Source organism: Streptomyces sp. NPDC043427, assembly GCF_056436655.1.
The window spans coordinates 106,222-127,375 of the sequence record NZ_JBWKCC010000021.1; the positions used below are offsets into that span (position 1 = coordinate 106,222).

Below are 21,154 nucleotides of genomic sequence, written 5' to 3' on the forward strand. Positions count from 1 at the left end.
CCCTACATCGGCCAGACCACCAACGTGTAGATCATCCCGCCGATCCAACCGAGCCCCGCCAGCAGGGCGAGAACCAGCGCGGCGGTCACGGCACGCTCGACGGGCCGGTTGGGGTCGGCCAGAGGCTTGGGAGCACGGTGCGTCGTCATGCGCCCAAGCCTGCCGATCATGACGGGGCGGCCACATCCGTACGGATACTCAGACGTGGTACTCAGGCGCGGTACTCGGACGCGGTACTCGGACGTGCCCTCTCAGTCCGCGGCGGTCACTTCGGCGGCGTCGGTGGGCGGCCAGTCCCCCAGCGCGGTCTCGACCCGGTCCCGTACCGCGGGGTCGTGCGCGGCCTCGGCGAGCCGGACGGCCAGCGGGCCGATCTGCCACCCGACGTGAGGGTCGTAGAACGGCGGGGGCCCTGCGGCGTTGTGGGCGAGTTTGGCGACCAGTTCCGCGAGCCGGTGCAGCAGGTCCTCCTCCGTGAGCCGGCCCCCCGGGGCGAACTCCCGCTTGCGGACCAGGCTCAGCACCTCACTCCCCCGGCTCCACGCGTCGCGGTCGTCCGCCAGCCGCAGCGCCGCGTCGATCTCCGGTGTCCGGCCCGGGCCTTCCGCGGCGGCTTCGAGCACGCGGGCCGCCCAGAACAAGGGGTAGCGCTGACGCTCGAACAGGGAGCGTCCCCAACTCCACGTGGGGTCCGCGGCGCCCTGTCCGGCAGAGGGAAGCCGCCCGCGCGTCGCTTCCCGCAGTGCCTTCCTGCACAGCGCATCTGCCGTGCGGGTCGTTTCCGGGAGGCGGTACTTCGGGGTGAGGGCGAGGGTGTGGGCGCAGGCGTTGGTGAGGGTGGTGCGGTGGCCCACGGAGACGAAGACCGGCTTGGTGTCCGTCCGGGTGCGCAGGGCGCGGCCGACCTCCTCGTGGTCCGCCATCAGGGGGGTCGAGGATCCGCGCGGGGTGTCGGGGGTGTCGTACGTGAAGGTGAAGGGATTCTTGGCCACGCCGATCGTCGGAAGGCCCGTGAGGACGCCGAGGTGGGTGGCGAGGCCGAAGCGGCGGGGGTGGGCCAGGCCGTAGCCGTCGCAGACGACCAGGCCGGGCGAGCAGGGCAGGGCGTCGAGGGCGGCCAGGACGGTGGGGAGTTCGCGGAAGGCGAGCAGACCGGGGACGTAGGGGAACGAGATCCGGCCCACCGCCGTGGTCTCGGCGACGACGTCGAGGGTCGCCGCGTCCAGGACGACGGCAGCGGCCGCCACCACGTCGAGTTCGTCGACGTAGGCGACGTCGACTCCGGTCACATGGCCCGTCCCGGGCGGCGGGCCCGGCTCGTCGAGCACCACTCTCGCCCGCAGCTCGTCCTGGACGGCGCGGGCCTCCTCCTCGGTCGCGGGCCAGCCCGCGGGCACACCTACGGTCGTCATCGTGCTGACGAGCCTACGGGCTGCGGGGGTAGGCTCGCGATCATGTTCGTACTGGAGCTGACGTACACCGCCCCGCTCGATGCCGTCGACGCCGTGCTGGAGGCGCATGTGGCGTGGCTCGAAGAGCAGTACGCGAAGGGGTACTTCCTCGCTTCCGGGCGCAAGAACCCTCGCGACGGCGGGGTGATCCTCGCCGTCGCCGAGGACCGCGCCCGGATCGAGGAGGTCGCCGCGGGCGACCCGTTCGTCACCGCCGGGGTGTGCGCGTACCGCGTCACGGAGTTCGCCGCGACGAAGACGGCGCCGGCGTTGGAGCGGTACCGCGAGACCCCGGGCTGAGGCTCAGCCCTTGTTGCCCAGCGCGCGCTGCAGCTGCTGCTTGTTCATGTCCGAACGGCCCTGGATGTTGCGCCGTTTGGCCTCCTCGTAGAGCTGGTCGTAGGTGGGCCCCTGGGAGCCCTTGCCGGACCGCTGGCCGCCCCGCTTGCCGGACGACATGTCCTGGGTGGAGGTGCGGCTCGCGGTCTTCGACTCGCCGGAGCGGGCGCGTTCCTTGTTCACCGTCCGCGCGGCGATCTCCTTGGCGCGCCCGGCGCTCTCGCCCCGGTCCTGCGCGCTCTCCTTGATGTGCTCGTACTGCCGCTCCCGCTTCGGGCTCGAACCGCGTGGCATGTCCGTTCACTCCTCTCGTGCCGCTCATGCCTCTTGCTCGGGGAACGGGTACCCCGTTGCGGGCGAATGTGGCACTCCGGTTCGCCCGGTCGGCCCGCATCCGGCGGGGATCAGTTCTCCAGGCGCGCCACGCGGCCCTTCTCGCCGGCCGCCCAGCACCCCAGGTCGGCGGTGCAGTCCACCGTGTCGTACGAGCCCGTGTCGACCGTCCGCCAGGTGCGGCCGCCGTCCGTGGTCAGGTCCGTGCCGGTGGGGCCGACCGCGAGGGCGGCGGTGCGGCTGTGCGGGAGCCAGGCGACGCCGGAGCGGTAGGCGGGCGGGGGCGTGGTGGCGGGCCGCCAGGCGCGGCCGGCGTCGCCGGTGGTGGCGGCCGCCTGCGGGGAGGGCTGGTCGGCGCGGTAGTCGCCGCCGACGGCGAGTCCGTGCGTACGGTCGCGGAAGGCGAGCGCGAAGACACCGCGGGCCGGGTCTCCCGCCGGGATCGGCGTGTCGCCGGCCGTCCAGGTCAGGCCGCGGTCGGCCGAGTGCAGCACGCGCGCGTGGGCGCCGCCGCCGGTGGCCAGCCAGACGTCCCGGGAGCCGGAGGAGACCAGGCACTGGCCACTGGCCGCGAACCCGGCCTCGCCGTCCAGTGCGGCCGGCATCCCGTCGTCGGGAAGCACCTTCCAGGAGCGGCCGCCGTCGCTCGTCGACAGGATGCGGAACTTTCCGTCGACCGGGTCGCTCATCGCGAGGCCGTGGCGGCGGTCGAAGAAGGTGAGGCAGTCGTAGAAGGCTCGCGTGTCCGTGTTGCGGAAGGATTCGGTCCAGGTCGTGCCGCCGTCGTCGGTGCGGTAGAGGCGGGACGCCTCGCCCTCGCCGATGGCCAGCACCACGGCGCGCCGCGCGTCGAACGCCTCGATGTCCCGGAACTGCAACTCGGAGGCGCCCGGCGGTGAGACGTTCCGCCAGCTCTTCCCGGCGTCCGTGGTGCGCAGCACGGTGCCCTGGGTTCCGGCCACCCAGGCGGTGTTCCGGCCGACGGCCGCGAGCCCGCGGAACCGCACGTCCGGGGTGCCGCTGTCCTTGAGGGCCCAGTGCGGGGTGCCGTGTGAGGGGAGGCCCCCGTGCGGGGTGCGCTGCCCTGGCGTCTGCACGTGCGCCTGCGCCTGCGCGGGTACGGCGGTCAGGGCGGCCAGTGCCGCCGCACAGGCCACTGCCGCGGCCACCGCCCGGGCCGTACGCCCCGCCCCTCGCCCCGCCCCTCGTCCGGTCCCGCGTTCCGTCCGTGTCACCTGTCTCGTGCGTCGCGTGTTCCCCAAGCGCCTCATGGCGGGCGAAGCTAGCCGACCACCCATGAGCCGTCCAGATGACCTCGTCCGGGCCGTCCCGAGGTGTCCCCGATCGCCCCAAGTGCCCTTTCCTGCATGGGAGGAGAGTTGCGCCACTCCTGTGAATGAACGCGGTGACCGAGGTCACTCGACTTTCTGTACACGGATTGGCCGATTCCGTCGTCTCTTCCCATGCCCGGCCTCATCCGCCCGGAAGGTCTGTCCAGCCGTCACCAAGGGAGCAAGGCGTTGTCCACCGTCATCGAGCAGCCCGTAGAGGCCCGCCTCGTCGCCGCCGCGCCGCGGATGCCGAGCATTCCCGCCACCCTGCACTACGACCGCCGTGACCCGTTCGCCGTCCGCATGACCTTCCCCGCCCCGGCCACCCTGGAGGGCGTGGAGGTCTGCTGGACGTTCGCCCGCGACCTGCTCGCCGCCGGCCTGCAGGATGCCGAGGGCCACGGCGACGTCCGCGTCCGCCCGTACGGGTACGACCGTACGGTCCTGGAGTTCCACGCCCCCGAGGGCACCGCGATCGTCCACGTCCGCTCGGGCGAGATACGCCGCTTCCTGGACGCCACGGGTGAGCTGGTGCCGGCCGGCCTGGAACACCTCCAGCTCGACCTGGACCACGACCTGGCGGAGCTGATGCGGGACGCCTGAGAGGGGCAGGTCGGCGAGCCGGTCGGGCGCCTAACGCCCCGCGCCGAGCAGCGTGTTCAGCTCGCCGTAGTCGAACGCGTCGGTCAGTGTTTCGTACGTCCCCGCCTCCAGCAGCTCCCGCGCGGCGCGACGGACGAGGGCGTGGGCGGCCTGGGCGATGGCCGATCCGGCGCTCACGCGCGCGACACCCAGGCCGGCCAGTTCGGCGACGGGGAGTGCGCCGGGGCCGACCAGCACGTTCAGCGGTCCGTCCACGCCGTCCACGAGGAGCTTGACGGTCTCCCGGTCGACGGCTCCGGGGACGAAGATCCCGTCGGCGCCCGCGGCGCGGAAGGCGGCGGCCCGCTCCAGGGTGAGGTCCACTCCCCCGGCATCCGCCAGGAAGGTGTCGATCCGGGCGTTGACGAACAACGGCACGCCCTCGGCGTCGGCGGCCTCACGAGCGGCGGCGATCCGCTCGGCCTGCTCGGCGACCGCCCGCAGCGGCCCCGCCCCGCCCTCGTACAGTGCGTCCTCGATGTTGATACCGACGGCACCCGCGGCGAGCACCGCGCGGACCGTGTCGGCGACTCCGGCCGGGTCCGAGGCGTAGCCGGCCTCGATGTCCGCGCTCACCGGGACACGGACCGCGGCGGCGATGGCCGCGACCGCCGCCACGGCCCGGTCGCGCTCCAGCCGGTCGCCGTCGGCCGCGCCGAGGGCCCAGGCGACCCCGGCGCTCGTGCTGGCCACGGCGGCCGCCCCCGCGTCCTCGACGATGCGGGCACCCGCGGTGTCCCAGGCGTTCGGCAGCACCAGGGGCCGCCCCGGGACATGCAGGGCGTGGAAGGCGAGGGCGCGGTCACGGACGGGGTTCTCGTTCGTGGAGCTGGTCGTCATGCGGATCACTCAAGCACCGGGCGTGGGCGGGAGCTGGCGGAAATCCGACATCAGCGTGCGGGCCCGCGACCGGTCCCGCGTAATTCCGTTGACAGCCCTTCAGATCCTTCCTACGGTGTACAACGGTTCTGTTGCCGTCGATTGGAGAAGGACGTTGCTCGTCTGAGGTCCTGAGACACCGCTCCACACCCGTGAGGTGTGGACGCCGCGTGCGACCTCGGCATCCGAGCCGTCCTTGACGGAGCAGGGCTTCTCTCATGTTCCCTCGGCTCCTCGTCCGGCCTTCGTGAGTGGTCGCCACCCCGGTGTCTCGACACGCGTTGCTCCCCGACCGCATCCAGCAACCGCGAGGCCCGTATGCATAGTTCCATCGCCTGTACCTCCCTCTCGTTCACCTGGTCCGACGGCACGCCCGTCTTCGAGGACCTCGACGTCGCCTTCGCCCCCGGCAGGACCGGACTTGTCGGCGTCAACGGCTCCGGGAAATCAACCCTGTTGAAGCTGATCGCCGGGGAACTCACCCCCGCCGACGGCACCGTCATCCGCGTGGCGGGCGAGGTGGGTTACCTCCCGCAGAACGTCACGCTCGACACGGCGCTGCGCGTCGACGAGGCCCTCGGTATCGCCGCCCAGCGGGCCGCGCTGCACGCCATCGAGGCGGGCGACGTGACCGAGGCCCACTTCGAGACCGTGGGCGACGACTGGGACGTGGAGGAGCGCGCCCTGGCCACGCTGGGCGAACTCGGGCTCGGTCACGTCGAGTTGGACCGTACGGTCGGCGAGGTGTCGGGGGGCGAGTCCGTCCTGCTCCGGCTCGCCGCGCTGCTGCTGCGCCGGCCGGACGTCCTGCTGCTCGACGAGCCCACCAACAACCTCGATGTGTACGCGCGCCGGCGGCTGTACGCGGCGGTGGCGTCCTGGCCGGGTGTGATGGTCGTGGTCAGCCACGACCGCGAACTCCTCGACCTGGTCGACCAGATCGCCGATCTGCACTCGGGTGAGATCACCTGGTACGGCGGCAACTTCTCCGCCTACGAGGAGGCGCTCGCCGCCGAGCAGGAGGCGGCGGAGCGCATGGTGCGGGTCGCCGAGGCCGACTTCCGCAAGCAGAAGCGCGAACTGGTCGACGCTCAGGTCAAGTTGGCCCGCCGTAAGCGGTACGGGCAGAAGATGTGGGACAGCAAGCGCGAGCCGAAGATCGTCATGGGGGCACGCAAGCGCGCGGCCCAGGAGTCCGCGGGCAAGCACCGCATCATGCACGAGGAGAAGCTCGCCGAGGCCAGGGAACGGCTCGACGAGGCGGTGGAGGCCGTACGGGACGACGACGAGATCCGTATCGACCTGCCCTACACCGCCGTACCGCCGGGCCGTACCGTCCTCACCCTCCTGGACCTGGAGTTGGCGTACGGGGCCCGGGTGGCCGGAGGGCTCGACCTGCGCGGGCCGGAGCGGGTCGCGCTGATCGGCCGCAACGGCGCGGGCAAGACGACGCTGCTGCGCACGATCGCCGGGGAGCTGGCGCCGGTGTCGGGCGAGGCGCGGGCGCACGTACCGCTGCGGTTCCTGCCACAACGGCTCGACGTCCTCGACGACGAGCTGACCGTCGCCGAGAACGTGGCCCGGTTCGCTCCGGGTGCCACCAACAACCGGGTCCGGGCACGGCTGGCCCGCTTCCTGTTCCGGGGCGCCCGTGCCGACCAGCGGGCGGCGACCCTCTCCGGCGGCGAACGCTTCCGGGCCGCACTGGCCGCGCTGATGCTCGCCGAGCCCGCGCCGCAACTGCTGATGCTGGACGAGCCGACGAACAACCTCGACATGGCGAGCGTGCGCCAGCTCACCACGGCCCTGGAGTCGTACGAGGGAACACTGATCGTGGCCAGCCACGACCTCCCCTTCCTGCAATCGATCGGCATCACCCGCTGGCTGCTCCTGGACGGCGAACTCATCCACACCACACCGGAGGCGGTGGGGCAAGCGGGGCCGGCGGGCTCCTGAGAGGAGGGTGCCTCTGACGGCGGAGCGGGCAGGCTCCAGGGGAGGAGGCCTCTGACGGCGGAGCGGGCAGGCTCCTGAGGACGGGTCGGGGCGCTGGGCGCCGGCTCGTGGGGGCGGCTCCGGCGGCCGGGTGGTGGGTCTGCGGAGCGTCTCAGGAGGGGCACGGGCCGGTGGGTGGGGTTTTGTGGGGGCGGACCGGCGCTGCATGATGGCCTGTCGGTGCCGCTTCAGGGGCGCCGACACCCTCAGCCGATTCGGAGACCTGGACGTGCCCAGCAAGAAGGCCCTCATCCGCCGCCCCAGCCCGCGCCTCGCCGAAGGCCTGGTGACGCACATCGCGCGGGAGAAGGTCGACGCCGGGCTCGCCCTGGAGCAGTGGGAGGCCTACACGGAGGCGCTGCGCACCCACGGCTGGGAGACGATCGAGGTGGACCCGGCCGACGACTTCCCCGACTCCGTGTTCGTCGAGGACACGGTGGTCATGTACAAGAACGTCGCCCTGATAGCGCGGCCCGGCGCCGAGTCGCGGCGCGAGGAGACCGCCGGGGTCGAGGAGGCCGTGGCCCGCCTCGGCTGCTCGGTGAACTGGATCTGGGAGCCGGGCACGCTGGACGGCGGCGACGTGCTGAAGGTCGGCGACACGATCTACGTCGGCCGGGGCGGTCGCACCAACGCGGCCGGCGTCCAGCAGCTGCGCGCCGCCTTCGAACCGCTGGGCGCGCGGGTCGTCGCCGTGCCGGTGAGCAAGGTGCTGCACCTGAAGTCGGCGGTCACCGCACTGCCCGACGGGACGGTGATCGGCCACATCCCGAAGGTGGACCGGCCCGCGCTGTTCCCGCGCTTCCTGTCGGTGCCCGAGGAGGCCGGCGGCCACGTCGTACTGCTCGGCGGCGACAAGCTGCTCATGGCGGCGAGCGCGCCCAAGACGGCCGACCTGCTCGCGGATCTCGGATTCGAGCCGGTCGTGGTGGACATCAGCGAGTTCGAGAAGCTCGAGGGCTGTGTGACATGCCTCTCGGTACGATTGCGGGAGCTGTACGCCTGACGGGTGGACGCCCCACGCCTTCAGCCCTGGGACCTGCGCGTCCCGGGGCTGTTTTCATGCTCACGCCACCTTTCGGGTGACCTGCGGCACACCTGCTGATCAGCGCTCTTTACGACGCCCTTAACCTACGGCTTCGTAACCTACGGGTTCGTAGCCTACGATCCCGTAAGTTCCCGCGCCCCCAGCCGGGTTTGTTCCGCTCTGCTAGACGTCCCCCTGGAGTACCACGTGACGATCGCCACCCCTCACCTTGGCAGCCCCGCCGTCTGGACCGACGCCAAACTGCTGTACGCGCTGGAGGAAGTGGTCGAGAACGAACTCAATCGGCATCTGAAGGTCACCAAGGACTGGATGCCGCACGAGTACGTGCCGTGGAGCGACGCCCGCAACTTCCCCGGCTTCTTCGAGGACGGCGAGGCCTGGGACAAGGAGCAGTCCAAGGTCACCGAGATCGGCCGTATCGCCCTCGTCGTGAACCTGCTCACCGAGGACAACCTCCCCAGCTACCACCACGAGATCGCCAGCCTCTTCGGCCGTGACGGCGCCTGGGGCACCTGGGTGCACCGCTGGACCGCGGAGGAGGGCCGGCACGGCATCGTGATGCGCGACTACCTGCTCGCCTCGCGCGCGGTGGACCCGGACAAGCTGGAGCAGTTCCGCATGTCCCACATGAGCGAGGGCTTCGAGTCCGACAACCGCCACTCGATGCTGCACTCGATCGCCTACGTCTCCTTCCAGGAGCTGGCGACCCGCATCTCCCACCGCAACACTGGCCACCAGTCCGGCGACCCGGTCTGCGACCGCATGCTGGCGCGCATCGCGACCGACGAGAACCTGCACATGGTGTTCTACCGGAACCTGCTGAAGGCCGCCTTCGAGCTCGCCCCCGACCTCACCATGCAGGCGGTGCGGGACGTCGTCGTGAACTTCCGCATGCCCGGCCACGGCATCCCCGGCTTCGAGCGGGCCGCCGCGCAGATGGCGATCGGCGAGGTCTACAACCTGCGCATCCACCACGACGACGTGCTCCAGCCCGTCCTGCGCTTCCTGAAGGTCTTGGAGATCGACGGTCTCGGCCCCGAGGGGCGGCAGGCGCAGGAGGAGCTCGGTCTGTTCATGGGCGGTCTGGACGCGGAGGCCCTGAAGTTCGACGAGAAGCTGGCCGCGCGCAAGGCGCGGATGGCGGCACGCGCCGGCGCGTGATCGCTCCGCTCGCGGCGAGCGAGCGGACGGACAGGCGGACGGACCGTCAGACAGACGGACGTGCAGCCGCAGTTCGCGAGTGACGCGGGCCGCGGGCCACGGGCGGGCCGCGGCTCAGTGTGAGGTGCGCCGGAGTTGCAGGCGCTCCTTCTCGGAGAGGCCGCCCCAGACTCCGAAACGCTCGTCGTTGGCCAGGGCGTACTCGAGGCAGGCGGGGCGGATCTCGCACATGCCGCAGATGAGCTTCGCCTCGCGCACCGAGCTGCCCGGCTCGGGAAAGAAGAAGTCCGCCCCGGTCTGCGCGCACAGGGCCTCGGCCTGCCAGGCGGGGGCGGTCGGGGTGATCGGGGTGATCGTGTCGATGTGCATGGTCGAAATCGTGCCCGGCGCCGAAAAACGTTCGATCAACGCGGGATCAACGCCGTCGTCCCGGTGTTTCGCTCGCGGGCTCCTGCGGTCGCTCGATGATGCCTTTGCCCTACCGGCCGGCGCACGGCGGCGCGCGGGGACGGATCGCGGACGGCGGGAAGCCCGCCGTGACGGAGGGCGCCTCCGGCGCGTGGCCGCACTCCGGCGGCGATTGTCAGTGGGCGGTGCGAGACTCGGCAGTGCTGCGGAATTCGGCAGTGCAGGCAACGGGACCCTTCCGAGGAGGGCGAAGATGCTCACCACCCGTTTCGTCAACGGCGCCCCGAACTGGATCGACGTCGGCACCTCCGACATCGAGGGCGCGACCGCCTTCTACAACGCCCTCTTCGGCTGGCAGTTCCAGTCGGCGGGGCCCGAGGCCGGCGGCTACGGCTTCTTCCAGTTGCACGGGAAGACCGTGGCGGGCGGCATGCAGACCGCCCCGGACCAGGGCCCGCCGTCCTGGACGGTGTACTTCCAGACCCCGGACGCGGAAGCCACCGCCAAGGCCGCCGAGCAGGCGCACGGCAGGGTGCTCATGCCTCCGATGGACGTGATGGGCCAGGGCACCATGGCGATCCTCGCCGACCAGGCGGGCGTGCCCTTCGGCATCTGGCAGCCGGCGCAGACCAAGGGCGTGGACGTGGCGGGCGATCCCGGCTCCCTGTGCTGGGTCGAGCTCTACACGCCGGACATCGCGGCCGCGGCCGCCTTCTACAACACCGTGCTGGGCCTGGAGACCTCCGCCGTCCCCTTCCCCGGCGGCACCTACACCTGCCTCAATCCCGCCGGTGCCGGGGAGGACGCCATGTTCGGCGGCCTCGTCCCCCTGGCCGACGACCCGACGGAGGCGGCCTCCGGCCCGTACTGGCTGCCGTACTTCGAGGTCACCGGCCCGGACGTGATCGCCGGCAAGACCCAGGCCCTGGACGGCACGGTCCGCATGCCCCCGACGGACATGGAGGGCGTCGGCACGATCACCAAGCTCACCGACCCTTACGGCGCCCGCTTCGCGGCGATCAAGAGCGCGCCACAGCAGGGCTGAGGGACGGGGCGAGGCGCTCGCCTGTGCGAGGGCCGGGGGCGGCGGGAGGAGGCGCCCAGGGCCCTCTGAGCGACGGTGAGCACGGGGTTGGGCCGATCTTGACGAGCGTGCCGCAGCGAAGACGCAGGGTGCCGCGCGCCCGCAGGCGGTACGAACTGGAATCAGCGCCGACGACACACCCGCCGACGGCCAGGCACAGTCCCGAGAGCGCTCCGCCACCAGCCCGGGGTGACGGCACCGGCCTCACGTCCGCCGCGCTGCGGCTACGCCGAGGCGCGGCGCACCAGCGTCGTCGGCAGAACCACGCCCGCCGGCATGCCGACCGCACCCGCCGACGCCTCGCCCGTACGCCCCGATGCTTGGCCCACACCCGCCGGCACCTCACCCGTGGGCGCCGATACCGCACCCCCACCCGCCGACGCCTCGCCCGTACACCGCGAGCCCTGGCCCGTCGGCACGGCACCCGCACGCCCCGACACCTCGCCCGTACCCACCGACCCCTCGTCCAGAAGGCCGCTCGCACCCGCATCCGCACCCAGCGCGTGCCCGCCCCCGCCACTGAGGCGGCGCAACAACAGGCGGGCCATCAGGCGGCCCGCCTCCTCGATGTCCTGGCGGATGGTGGTCAGGGGCGGGTCGGTCTGTTCGGCGACGGCGAGCATGTCGTCGAAGCCGATGACGGCCACGTCGTCGGGCACGCGGCGCCCGTGTTCGCGCAGGACGCGCAGGGCGCCCGCGGCGGTGAGGTCGTTGGCGGCGAACACGGCGTCCAGGTCGGGGCAGCGGTCGAGGAGTTCACGCATCGCGCGCTCCCCACCGGCCGGGGTGAAGTCACCATCGGCGACGAGCCGCGGGTCGGCGTCGGGCAGCACGTCCCGGTAGCCGTCGAGCCGGTCCACCGCGGACGTCTGGTCGAGCGCCCCGGTGATGTGCGCGACGCGCCCGCGGCCGAGGCCGAGGAGGTGGCGCACGGCCTCGCGGGCGCCGCCGCGGTTGTCGCTGTCGACGTAGGTCACCCCTCCCCCGCTGCCGTCGCTCCAGCCGGGTCGCCCGCCGAACACGGTCGGCACCCCCGCGCCCTGGATCAGTCCGGGCAGCGGGTCGTCGAGGTGGAGGGAGAACACGAGGGCACCATCGACGTGGCCACCGGCGAGGTAGCGGCCGACGCGGGCGTGGTCGTCGCGCCCCTCGGTCAGCAGCAGCACGAGTTGGTTGTCGTGGGCCGTCAACTCCTTGCTGATCCCGCGCAGTTGCAGCGCGAAGAAGGGGTCGGCGAAGACGCGGGTCTCCGGTTCGGCGATGACGACGGCCACGGCGTCGTGCCGCCTCGTCACCAGACTGCGGGCGGCCTGGTTGGGGACGTACCCGAGCTCTTCCACCGCCCGCCGGACGCGCTGGACGAGAGGCTCCCTGACGCCGTCCCCACCGTTGACCACCCGGGACACGGTGGCTCGCGACACGCCCGCCCGCGCGGCCACGGCCTCCAGGGTGGGTCGCGGGGCTGTGTCGGTCACTTCGGGGCTCCTCATCGATGGGTGCGGATCAGGATAACTCTGGCAACGCGGGTGAGGTGAGAGCGCTCTCCGAGCATCGAAATCCGGTTGCGCGCGGGGCCGGACGCCCTGAGGATCACCGTATGACCATGCGAAAGGCTCATGGCCGCTGACCGCCGCCTCGCCCCGTACGCCCGCCTTCCCCGCGCCCACCACGGCCGGACCGTCCTGCACAGCACGGTCGACGCGTTCGGGCGAGCGCATTGGCTGCTGCGCGGGACGCCTGTCCTGGCCGACCTGTACGACGCGGTGGTCGTCACGGTCGACGACGACGGATCGCAGGAGACGCACCTCAGCTCCGTACGCGCGCGCTTCCCGCTGATCGACGCGCTGCCCGACGGCGGCTTCGTCGTCGCGGACGCGCGCAGCCGCGCCGACGCTGATCAGGTGCAGGTCTTCGACGCGTTGGGCCGTCCGACGTGGGGCTTCACGGTCGGCGACGCCGTCGAGCACCTGCTGACCGACGAGTCGGGCGACCTCTGGGTGGGCCACTTCGACGAGGGCGTCATCACCGACCCGCTCAGCGAGCCGGGCGTCCGGCGCTGGAGCAGCACGGGCACACCGGTGTGGCAGTACGGTCCACCGCCCGGGACCGGCGGGTGCCTGTGCTGCTACGCCCTCAACGTGGACCGGCGCGCGACCTGGGTGTATCCGTACACGGACTTCCCGCTGGTGGAGGTGCGCGACGGCCGACCCGCGCAGGTGCGCAGCACCCCGGTCGACGGGGCGTCCGGCGTGGCCGTGCACGGCGAGCGTGTCGCCTTCTACGGCGGGTACGGGGAGGACGGCGACCGGCTCGTCCTCGGCAAGCTGACCGACTCGGCGGTCGAGCCCGAGGAGGAGGTCCGTGTGCTGCGCCCCGACGGCAGCCGATCGGACGGCAGGAGACGGGTCGTCAGCCGGGGATCACGCCTCTACGTCCAGGAGGAGCCCTTCACCGAGTGGGCCCTCCTCGACATCGGTTGAGGCCGACGCGCCCTCTCAGTGCTCGTGTGTGCCATGTGGACCGTGCGGCTCGTACCCCGGGATGGTTCCGTCCGGCTTCTTCACCAGGAACAGGCCCACCATCCCCATGTCGGAGTGGCTCTGCACATGGCAGTGGTACATCCACGCCCCGGCGCCCACCCCCTCCCCCGCGATCACCTGGAAGCCGAAGGAGTCCGCCGGGCCGACGATCTTGTTGTCGACCACCTGGCTGGGGTCGTCGGGGCCGGTGAGCAGGCCCGTGCGGTTGTCGGCCCAGCGGTGACCGTGCAGATGGAAGGTGTGGTAGTACTCACCGTGCGTGATCATCACGAACTCGACGCGGTCGCCCACGGTGGCCTCGAAGTTCGGGCCGGAGTGCGCGGGCCTGTTGTTGATCGTCATGTCGTTGAAGACGACGGTGTGGGTGCGGTCGGGCAGGACGTCGCCCTTGCGGCGGACGATCACCGGGCCGTAGAGGCCCTTGCGGATGCCGCCCGTTCCGTGTTCCGTGCCGACGACGTGGTCGTGGTAGTGCCAGTAGCCCGCGCTGCCCGCCCGCCAGGTGCCGTCCGCGCGTCGGCCGGGGGCGTGGGTGCGCCACGTGTAGGTGCGGGTGCCGCCGGGTGCGACGTCGCTCTTGTTCAGCTTCGTGCCGTCGCTGGAGATCTCGTAGTCCAGGCCGTGGACATGCAGACTCGCGGCCACGTCCATCGTGTTCTCGACCTCGATGTGCAGGGTGTCACCCTCGTTGAGCTCGATCAGCGGCCCTGGGACCGTGGCCGCGCCCTTCTCGAGGCCGTACCCCATCTGCCCGTCGGGGAGCTTCTCGGCGTACAGCTTGAGGTGCCTGACCGCACCCCCGGCCGGTGCGGTCCGGGCCGGTGCGGCGGCGCTCACGGCCTCGGAACTCAGGGACAGCGATGTCGCTGCGACCGCCCCACCCAGCAGCACCCGCCGGTTGAACCCGCGTCTGTCCATGCGGAACTCCCCACCCTGGTACGGATTTCGCGGAGACGGACCTGTGATGAACCTGTGAGACCGTACCGGCCCCACGGCCGTTTCTCCACTCCCTGGACAAAGTTCGTGCCATTCCAGCTATAGGTATTGGCGCGCCGGTCCTTGGGGTCTAGCTTCCTTGGCGCTGCCGCTGTGACCGAGGAGGTGCCCATGCACTTACGAGGGTTGAGCACGACAAGCGCGAGAAGACGGGCCTGGGTGACGGCCCTGACCAGCGGGGTCCTCGCCGCCGGACTGGTGTCCGGCCCGCCCGCCGGGGCACTCCCGGCGCCGGACCCGTCCGGGACAACGATGTCCGTAGAGTCGCCACCGGGCGGCGCGAACGTACGGGTGCTGATCTTCCACGGCTCCGCCGCGGCCGGGGACGAGTCGCCGGTCGTGAACGCCGGTATCGAGACGATCGAGCGGATCGGCCTGTCCGGCCCGGAGAACCAGCGCTTCGACGTGGCGGCCACGGACGACGCCTCGGTCTTCACCGACGACACGGAGTTGGGCCGCTACAACGCCATCGTGTTCCTCACCGGCGGTGGCGATGTCCTCGACCCCGAGCAGGAGGCCGGCCTGGAGGCGTACATGGAGGCGGGCGGCGGTTTCGTCGGCATCCATGACGCGGCCCGAGCGGAACCGTACTCGGACTGGTTCACCGGACTCGTCGGCGCCCGCCCGGCCGCCTCCAGCCCGACGGCCGTGCAACGGGCGACCGTTGAGGTCGGCGACCGACGGCATCCGGCCACCAGGGACCTCCCGGTGCAGTGGAAGCGGCCCGACCAGTGGTTCAACTGGGTGAAGAACCCGTCGGGCGACGTGCACACCGTCGCCCGGGTCCGCGAGTCGACGTACCAGCCGGGCACGAGCAAGAACGGCTGGGACCACCCGGTCAGTTGGTGCCGGGACTACGACGGCGGCCGCTCCTTCTACACCGGCATGGGCGGCACGGTGTCGTCCTACGACGAGACCGAGTTCCGTCAGCATCTGCGCGGCGCCCTGCTGTGGACCACCCGGCTCGTGCGGGCCGACTGCAAGGCGACGATCACCGGCAACTACAAGGCGGAGCGGCTCACCCCTCCCAACCAGCCGGGGCTGAACGACCAGATCGGCGAGCCGCACGGCCTGGTCACCGCACCCGACGGGCGCGTGTTCTCCATCGGCCGGGGTGGCGCCGACTCCTCGCAGCCCGTGATCACCGACTGGAACAACCCCGACGTCGGCAAGGGCAAGGGCCAGGTCCACGTCTACGACCCGAAGACCAAGAAGGTGACTCTGGCAGGCGAGTTGACCGTCTTCGGCAACAAGGGCGGCGGCGACGAGCTGGTCAAGGTCGAGGAGGGCCTGCTCGGCATCGAGCTCGACCCGCGGTTCGAGCAGAACGGCTGGGTGTACCTGCACTACACCCCGCACGCGCGGATCAACCGCGACACCCGTATGGCCGAGCGGCGCGTCTCCCGCTTCACGCTCGACCCCGCGACGAACAAGCTCGACCTCGGCAGCGAGAAGGTACTGCTCAAGTGGCCGGTTCAGGTTCACAGTTGCTGCCATGCGGGCGGCGGGATGGCCTGGGACTCGAAGGGCAACCTGTACATCGCGACCGGCGACAACAACTCCAGCCGCTTCAGCGACGGTTACTCCGGCAACAACCCCGAACCGAACTACAAGGGCGTCTCGTTCGCCGACGCGCGCCGCACCGCCGGCAACACCAACAACCTCAACGGCAAGATCCTGCGCATCCACCCGGAGCCCGACGGCACCTACACCCTCCCGGAGGGCAATCTCTTCACCGGCAGGGAGACCGCCGAGGGCGGTGGCAAGACCCGCGGCGAGATCTACGTCATGGGCGTCCGCAACCCCGCGCGGATCTCCGTCGACAAGAAGACGGACGTCCTGTACGCGGGCTGGGTCGGCCCGGACGCGAGCGCGCCGTCGACGACCTGGGGCCCGGCGAAGTACGACACCTTCGCGGTCATCACCAAGGCGAGCAACCGGGGCTGGCCGTACTGCATGGGCAACAAGCAGCCCTACCGGGACCGGAACCTGCCGGATCCGTCGAAGCCGCTGGGCTGGTACGACTGCGACCACCCGAAGAACGAGTCGCCGAACAACGACGGCCTGGTCGACCTCCCGCCGGTCACGGGCAACAACATCTGGTACTCCCCGCAGGGCGGCGCCCCGGACTACCCGCGCGACGCCGGCGGCGTCCCCTCCTACAAGCAGGAGGAAGCCACCTATCTGCTGCCGTGGCTCAAGGGCGGTGGACAGGCCGCCATGAACGGGCCCGTCTACCGCTACGACACGACAGCCGCCGGTGCGTCCGCGTGGCCCGCGTACTGGGACGGCAAGTGGTTCGTCGGCGACTTCTACGACGCCGACCAGCCGCGCAACGCCGTGCTCACCGACCCGAGAACACAGGGCGACGGCGGCCTGCCGGTGCACGCGGAATCACTGAAGAAGATCGTGCCGATCGGCAACGACGGCATCAAGAACCTCATGGACTGGAAGTTCGGCCCGGACGGCACCCTGTACGTCCTCGACTACGGCCGAGGCTTCTTCACGTCGGACGCCAAGTCGGCGCTGTGGCGGGTGACTTATCAGGGCGGCGGGGCGACACCAGCGGCCGCCCAACTGGCGAGGGGGATCCAGTGAGACGCCAACGCGCAGTCTGGTCGACTCTGTTGGCCGTTCTGCTCATGACGCTCGGCATGCAGGCGACGACGCCGGCCGCAGCGGATCAGCCGGCCGCCGCGCAGGTGCTCACCTGGACCGCGGGGGACGACATCACCAAGTACACCTCGGCCCCCACGACAGCGGTGGCGGGCAGGGCAACGATCGTCTTCGAGAACAGCACGGCGACCGGCAACACCACCGGCATGCCGCACACGTTGACGTTCGAGACCTCCGACCCCGAGTTCAACGACGACGTCCAGCTCAACATCCTCGCGAACCCGAACGACGACCAGGGCGGCCGCCACACGGCCGAGGTCACCCTCACCCCGGGCCGCTACTTCTACCACTGCACGATCCCGGGCCACGGGCAGATGCAGGGCATCCTGGTGGTGACCGAGGGCGGCGGTGAGGACACCACGGCGCCCGAGGCCACGGCGAAGGTGACCGGGACGCAGAACGCGCAGGGCGCGTACATCGGGTCGGCGAGCGTGAGCGTCGCGGCCACCGACGAGGGCGGGTCGGGGGTCGACAGGATCCAGTACGCCCTCGGCACCGCCGGCGACTGGCTGCCGTACACCGCACCCGTCGTCGTCGACCAGGCCGGCGGCCACCAGGTCCGCTACCGGGCCTTCGACAAGGCCGGCAACGTGTCGGCGGAGAAGAGCGTCGCGTTCACCGTGGTCGCGCCGCCGACAGGCGACACGGCGCCGCCGGAGACCTCGGCGACGGTGAGCGGGGAGCGGAACGCCGACGGTGCGTACATCGACATGGCGACGGTCACCGTCACGGCATCCGATGTCGGGTCCGGCGTCGACCGTATCCAGTACGCGGTCGGCACCACCGGCGACTGGCTCCCGTACACCGCGCCCGTCATGGTCCATCAGCTCGGCACCCACACCGTCCGCTACCGCGCCACCGACAAGGCGGGCAACGTCTCGCCCGAGAAGAGCGTCCAGTTCACGGTGGTCTCCGCGCCGCCGCGGGACACCACTCCCCCGGTGACGGGCGCGACCCTCGACGGTACGCGCAACTCCGACGGGGCGTACGTGGGGAAGGCCCGGGTCACCGTCAACGCGACCGACACGGGTGGCTCCGGGATCGCGCGCGTCGAGTACTCGCTCGACGGCGGGCCCTACCTGGCGTACACCGCGACCGTGGTGGTCGACCGGGTGGGTGCGCACACGGTGGCGTACCGGGCGAGCGACCAGGCCGGGAACACGTCGCAGGCGCGCACGGTGAGCTTCACGGTGGTGGCGGGCGGTGGCGTGCCCGCGCCCAACTGCCCGGAGTTCGACGAGCGGTTGACCGTGATCGTCGGCACGGTCGACTCGGGCGTACCGAACCGGGTGACCAACAACCGATGCCGGATCAACGAGTTGATCGAGGACGAGAAGGAGTGGACGTCCCACGCGCTGTTCCTGAAGCACGTGAGGACGGTCCTCGCCAGGCTCCTCGACGAAGGGGTCGTCGACCGGCGTGAGTACGAGGCCGTGCGGGAGGCCGCCGGCGCGTCCGGAATCGGCAGGCCGGGGCAGACGGAGGGCTATCGCAAGCTCTTCGACGGCAGCGCGGACTCCTTCGCCAAGTGGCAGCAGGTGGGCGGCGGTTCGTTCGCGCTGAACGCCGACGGCACGATGACCAGCGGCACCACCAGCGCGGGCCTCGGCATGCTGTGGTTCCCGCAGCGCAAGTACGGCGACTTCTCACTGAAGCTGCAGTGGCGTGACGACGCCCCGGGCACCGGTAACGCCAACTCCGGTGTGTTCGTACGCTTCCCGTGGGTTCTCGACCACCCGGAGGAGTCACGGCCGGAGTGGGTCGCCATCAAGTACGGGCACGAGGTGCAGGTGTTGGACCGGCCCGACGGCGACATGTACAAGACGGGCTCCGTATACGGCTTCGACCGGGTCGGACTCGCCGGTGCGGGCGTCACCCAGAAGGGCAGCTGGAACGACTACGAGATCCGCGTGGTCGACCAGCACTACTCGGTGTACCGCAACGGTGCGCTGATCAACGAGTTCGACAACATCGGCGGCCTGGACTTCTCCCCGCCCCGCGCGGACGATCCGGGCACGGACGGGCGGCGGTTCGCCTCCGGCTACATCGGGCTCCAGGTGCACAGCACGACGGATGTGGTCTCGTACCGGGACATCCGGATCAAGGAGCTGTAGGGGGCGCCTTCCTGGCCCGGCTCGGCTGTACCCGTCTGGGTTCGCCCGGCATCTTCGGATACTCGGGCGGGTACGGCAGATCGCCGAGCCCGTGTTCGCGTTCGTCCTTCGTCGCGAGTTCCAGCAGCGCGTCGAGGGAGTAGGCGTGGTCGTCCATGTCCGCGTGCACGTCGCCGAGTTCGGCGAAGCGCGCGGGCATGGTCGCGAGGTCGAAGTCCTGGGGGTGTGCCTCGCCGACCTCCTCCCAGCGCAGGGGCGCGGAGACGGGGGCGTGCGGGCGGGGCCGTACGGAGTAGGCGGAGGCGATGGTGCGGTCGCGGGCGGTCTGGTTGTAGTCCAGGAAGATGCGTGCGCCGCGCTCCTCCTTCCACCACTTGATGGTCACGTGCTCCGGCATCCGGCGTTCCATCTCCCGGCCCACGGCGATGGCGGCGCGCCGGACCTGGGTGAAGGTCCAGCGGGGTTCGAGCGGAACGAAGACATGCAGACCGCGGCCGCCGGAGGTCTTGGGCCAGCCGCGCAGTCCGCCGAACTCGTCGAGGACGGCGCGCAGTTCGTGGGCGGCGCGGACGGCGTCGTCGTAGTCCGTGCCGGGCTGCGGGTCGAGGTCGATGCGGAGTTCGTCGGGGCGGTCGACGTCGTCCCGGCGCACCGGCCACGGGTGGAAGGTCAGGGTGCCGTACTGGGCGGCCCACACCACGGCCGCCTCCTCCGTGGGGCACATCTCGTCGGCGCTGCGGCCGCTCGGGAAGGTGATGTGGGCGGTCGGGATCCAGTCCGGCATGTTCTTCGGCGCCCTCTTCTGGAAGAACGACTCGCCGGCGACGCCTTCGGGGTAGCGCTCCAACGTGGTGGGGCGGTCGCGCAAGGCGCGCAGGATGCCGGGGGCGACGGCCTGGTAGTACCGGGCGAGGTCCAGCTTGGTGAAGCCGCGCTCCGGGAAGAACACCTTGTCGGGACTGGACAGCCGTACCGTCCGGCCGCCCACCTCCAGCTCCACCGCGTCGCCCATGCGAGCCACGGTAGGCGTGCGGCGCACATCTCGCACACCGGGACATCAGCGAGCAGAATCGGACCATGGATCTGCCGCTCATGCCCCCCGTGAAGCCGATGCTCGCCAAGTCGGTGGCGAGGATTCCGCCGGGGATGCAGTACGAGGCCAAGTGGGACGGGTTTCGGGCGATCGTGTTCCGGGACGGGGACGAGGTGGAGCTCGGGAGCCGTACGGGGAAGCCGTTGACCAGGTATTTTCCGGAGCTGGTGGCGGCGCTGCGGGAGCGGTTGCCTGAGCGGTGTGTGGTGGACGGGGAGATCGTGATCGCGCGGGAGGGGCACCTGGACTTCGACGCGCTGACCGAGCGGATCCACCCGGCGGACTCACGGGTGCGGATGTTGGCGGAGCGGACACCGTCCTCGTTCGTGGTGTTCGATCTGCTGGCGTTGGGGGACGAGTCGTTGGTGGACGTGCCGCTGAGCGACCGGCGGGCGCTGCTGACCTGGGCGTTGGCCGACGTGACACCTCCCGTGCATGTGGCACCGGCGACGACCGACGTCGAGGTGGCGCAGGAGTGGTTCGAGCGGTACGAGGGGGCGGGCCTGGACGGGGTCATCGCCAAGCCGCTCACCGTGCGCTACCTCCAGGACGAGCGGGCCATGTTCAAGGTGAAGCACGAGCGCACGGCGGACGTCGTCGTGGCGGGGTACCGCTTCCACAAGAGCGGTCCGGTCGTGGGGTCGCTGCTGCTCGGCCTGTACGACGACCGGGGCGCGCTCCAGCACGTCGGCGTGTCGGCCGCCTTCGCCATGAAGCGGCGCGCCGAGCTGGTGGAGGAACTGGAGCCGCTGCGGATGGACGACGTGGCTGGGCATCCCTGGGCGGCCTGGTCGGACGAAGCCGCTCATGAGACGGCCCGGCTTCCCGGCGCGCCGAGCCGCTGGTCGGGACGGAAAGACCTGTCCTGGGTACCGCTCAGTCCGGAGCGGGTCGCTGAAGTGGCGTACGACCACATGGAGAACGGGGCCCGCTTCCGGCACACCGCCCGCTTCCGCCGCTGGCGTCCGGACCGGACCCCGGAGAGCTGCACGTACGCGCAGTTGGAGGAGCCGGTCCGCTACGACCTCGCGGAGATCTTCGGCGACAGCAACCGGTGACCGGGC

17 protein-coding genes and 2 pseudogenes are annotated in these 21,154 nt (G+C 71.2%); 10 read left to right on the forward strand and 9 right to left on the reverse strand.

Annotation, left to right across the window (positions count from 1 at the left end; all coding sequences use genetic code 11):
* Nucleotides 1-2 precede the first annotated feature (2 nt).
* Nucleotides 3-149, reverse strand: coding sequence for a morphogenic membrane protein MmpA (gene mmpA / locus AC067M_RS29225; RefSeq protein ID WP_478700027.1), 147 nt, complete (start codon nucleotides 147-149; stop codon nucleotides 3-5).
* A gap of 579 nt (nucleotides 150-728) precedes the next feature.
* Nucleotides 729-1,412, reverse strand: a pseudogene (locus AC067M_RS29230) (endonuclease V); the annotation flags it as partial.
* A gap of 42 nt (nucleotides 1,413-1,454) precedes the next feature.
* On the opposite strand from AC067M_RS29230, the gene AC067M_RS29235 reads away from it, so the two are divergent.
* Nucleotides 1,455-1,751: a YciI family protein gene (locus AC067M_RS29235; RefSeq protein ID WP_478700028.1), complete on the forward strand. Its 297-nt coding sequence runs from the start codon at nucleotides 1,455-1,457 to the stop codon at nucleotides 1,749-1,751.
* Nucleotides 1,752-1,754: 3 nt separating this feature from the next.
* On the opposite strand, the gene AC067M_RS29240 is transcribed toward AC067M_RS29235, so the two are convergent.
* A complete protein-coding gene (locus AC067M_RS29240) occupies nucleotides 1,755-2,084 on the reverse strand; it encodes a plasmid stabilization protein (protein WP_133925605.1) in 330 nt (109 codons plus the stop codon).
* A gap of 110 nt (nucleotides 2,085-2,194) precedes the next feature.
* Nucleotides 2,195-3,292 (reverse strand): WD40/YVTN/BNR-like repeat-containing protein, encoded by a 1,098-nt coding sequence (locus AC067M_RS29245; RefSeq protein WP_478700029.1) that lies wholly within the window; start codon nucleotides 3,290-3,292, stop codon nucleotides 2,195-2,197.
* A 351-nt stretch (nucleotides 3,293-3,643) separates the two neighbouring features.
* On the opposite strand from AC067M_RS29245, the gene ssgD reads away from it, so the two are divergent.
* Nucleotides 3,644-4,057 (forward strand): spore wall synthesis regulator SsgD, encoded by a 414-nt coding sequence (gene ssgD / locus AC067M_RS29250; protein WP_478700030.1) that lies wholly within the window; start codon nucleotides 3,644-3,646, stop codon nucleotides 4,055-4,057.
* 30 nt (nucleotides 4,058-4,087) lie between these two features.
* On the opposite strand, the gene AC067M_RS29255 is transcribed toward ssgD, so the two are convergent.
* The gene (locus tag AC067M_RS29255) at nucleotides 4,088-4,936 is read right to left on the reverse strand and encodes an isocitrate lyase/PEP mutase family protein (protein WP_478700031.1); all 849 of its coding nucleotides are present in this window, start codon (nucleotides 4,934-4,936) and stop codon (nucleotides 4,088-4,090) included.
* Between the two features lie 357 nt (nucleotides 4,937-5,293).
* Here AC067M_RS29255 and AC067M_RS29260 point away from each other — a divergent pair, with 357 nt between their 5' ends.
* The 3 genes from AC067M_RS29260 (at nucleotide 5,294) to AC067M_RS29270 (ending at nucleotide 9,179) form a co-directional block, all read left to right on the forward strand.
* On the forward strand, nucleotides 5,294-6,931 hold the full coding sequence (locus AC067M_RS29260; RefSeq protein WP_478700032.1) for an ABC-F family ATP-binding cassette domain-containing protein: 1,638 nt from the start codon (nucleotides 5,294-5,296) through the stop codon (nucleotides 6,929-6,931).
* A 268-nt stretch (nucleotides 6,932-7,199) separates the two neighbouring features.
* Nucleotides 7,200-7,976, forward strand: a complete 777-nt coding sequence (gene ddaH / locus AC067M_RS29265; protein WP_478700033.1) for a dimethylargininase — start codon at nucleotides 7,200-7,202, stop codon at nucleotides 7,974-7,976.
* Nucleotides 7,977-8,204: 228 nt separating this feature from the next.
* Nucleotides 8,205-9,179, forward strand: coding sequence for an acyl-ACP desaturase (locus AC067M_RS29270; protein ID WP_478700034.1), 975 nt, complete (start codon nucleotides 8,205-8,207; stop codon nucleotides 9,177-9,179).
* 114 nt (nucleotides 9,180-9,293) lie between these two features.
* On the opposite strand, the gene AC067M_RS29275 is transcribed toward AC067M_RS29270, so the two are convergent.
* Complete coding sequence (locus AC067M_RS29275) at nucleotides 9,294-9,548, reverse strand: WhiB family transcriptional regulator (protein ID WP_478700035.1); 255 nt, start codon at nucleotides 9,546-9,548, stop codon at nucleotides 9,294-9,296.
* A 292-nt stretch (nucleotides 9,549-9,840) separates the two neighbouring features.
* Between AC067M_RS29275 and AC067M_RS29280 the strand changes: the two genes are divergently transcribed.
* Nucleotides 9,841-10,632, forward strand: a complete 792-nt coding sequence (locus AC067M_RS29280; protein ID WP_478700036.1) for a VOC family protein — start codon at nucleotides 9,841-9,843, stop codon at nucleotides 10,630-10,632.
* Between the two features lie 521 nt (nucleotides 10,633-11,153).
* On the opposite strand, the pseudogene AC067M_RS29285 reads toward AC067M_RS29280, so the two are convergent.
* Nucleotides 11,154-12,146, reverse strand: a pseudogene (locus AC067M_RS29285) (LacI family DNA-binding transcriptional regulator); the annotation flags it as partial.
* A 141-nt stretch (nucleotides 12,147-12,287) separates the two neighbouring features.
* Between AC067M_RS29285 and AC067M_RS29290 the strand changes: the two are divergent.
* The gene (locus tag AC067M_RS29290) at nucleotides 12,288-13,151 is read left to right on the forward strand and encodes a hypothetical protein (protein ID WP_478700037.1); all 864 of its coding nucleotides are present in this window, start codon (nucleotides 12,288-12,290) and stop codon (nucleotides 13,149-13,151) included.
* 15 nt (nucleotides 13,152-13,166) lie between these two features.
* On the opposite strand, the gene AC067M_RS29295 is transcribed toward AC067M_RS29290, so the two are convergent.
* The gene (locus tag AC067M_RS29295; protein WP_478700038.1) at nucleotides 13,167-14,129 is read right to left on the reverse strand and encodes a multicopper oxidase domain-containing protein; all 963 of its coding nucleotides are present in this window, start codon (nucleotides 14,127-14,129) and stop codon (nucleotides 13,167-13,169) included.
* A gap of 189 nt (nucleotides 14,130-14,318) precedes the next feature.
* Here AC067M_RS29295 and AC067M_RS29300 point away from each other — a divergent pair, with 189 nt between their 5' ends.
* Both AC067M_RS29300 and AC067M_RS29305 read left to right on the forward strand, forming a co-directional pair.
* Nucleotides 14,319-16,805, forward strand: coding sequence for a ThuA domain-containing protein (locus AC067M_RS29300; protein ID WP_478700039.1), 2,487 nt, complete (start codon nucleotides 14,319-14,321; stop codon nucleotides 16,803-16,805).
* 44 nt (nucleotides 16,806-16,849) lie between these two features.
* Nucleotides 16,850-18,997 (forward strand): OmpL47-type beta-barrel domain-containing protein, encoded by a 2,148-nt coding sequence (locus AC067M_RS29305; RefSeq protein WP_478700082.1) that lies wholly within the window; start codon nucleotides 16,850-16,852, stop codon nucleotides 18,995-18,997.
* On the opposite strand, the gene ligD is transcribed toward AC067M_RS29305, so the two are convergent.
* Nucleotides 18,984-20,009, reverse strand: a complete 1,026-nt coding sequence (gene ligD, locus AC067M_RS29310; RefSeq protein ID WP_478700040.1) for a non-homologous end-joining DNA ligase — start codon at nucleotides 20,007-20,009, stop codon at nucleotides 18,984-18,986. The two genes, AC067M_RS29305 and ligD, sit on opposite strands and share 14 nt — an antisense overlap.
* 65 nt (nucleotides 20,010-20,074) lie before the next feature.
* Between ligD and AC067M_RS29315 the strand changes: the two genes are divergently transcribed.
* Nucleotides 20,075-21,148: an ATP-dependent DNA ligase gene (locus tag AC067M_RS29315; protein WP_478700041.1), complete on the forward strand. Its 1,074-nt coding sequence runs from the start codon at nucleotides 20,075-20,077 to the stop codon at nucleotides 21,146-21,148.
* The last annotated feature ends 6 nt before the right edge of the window (nucleotides 21,149-21,154 follow it).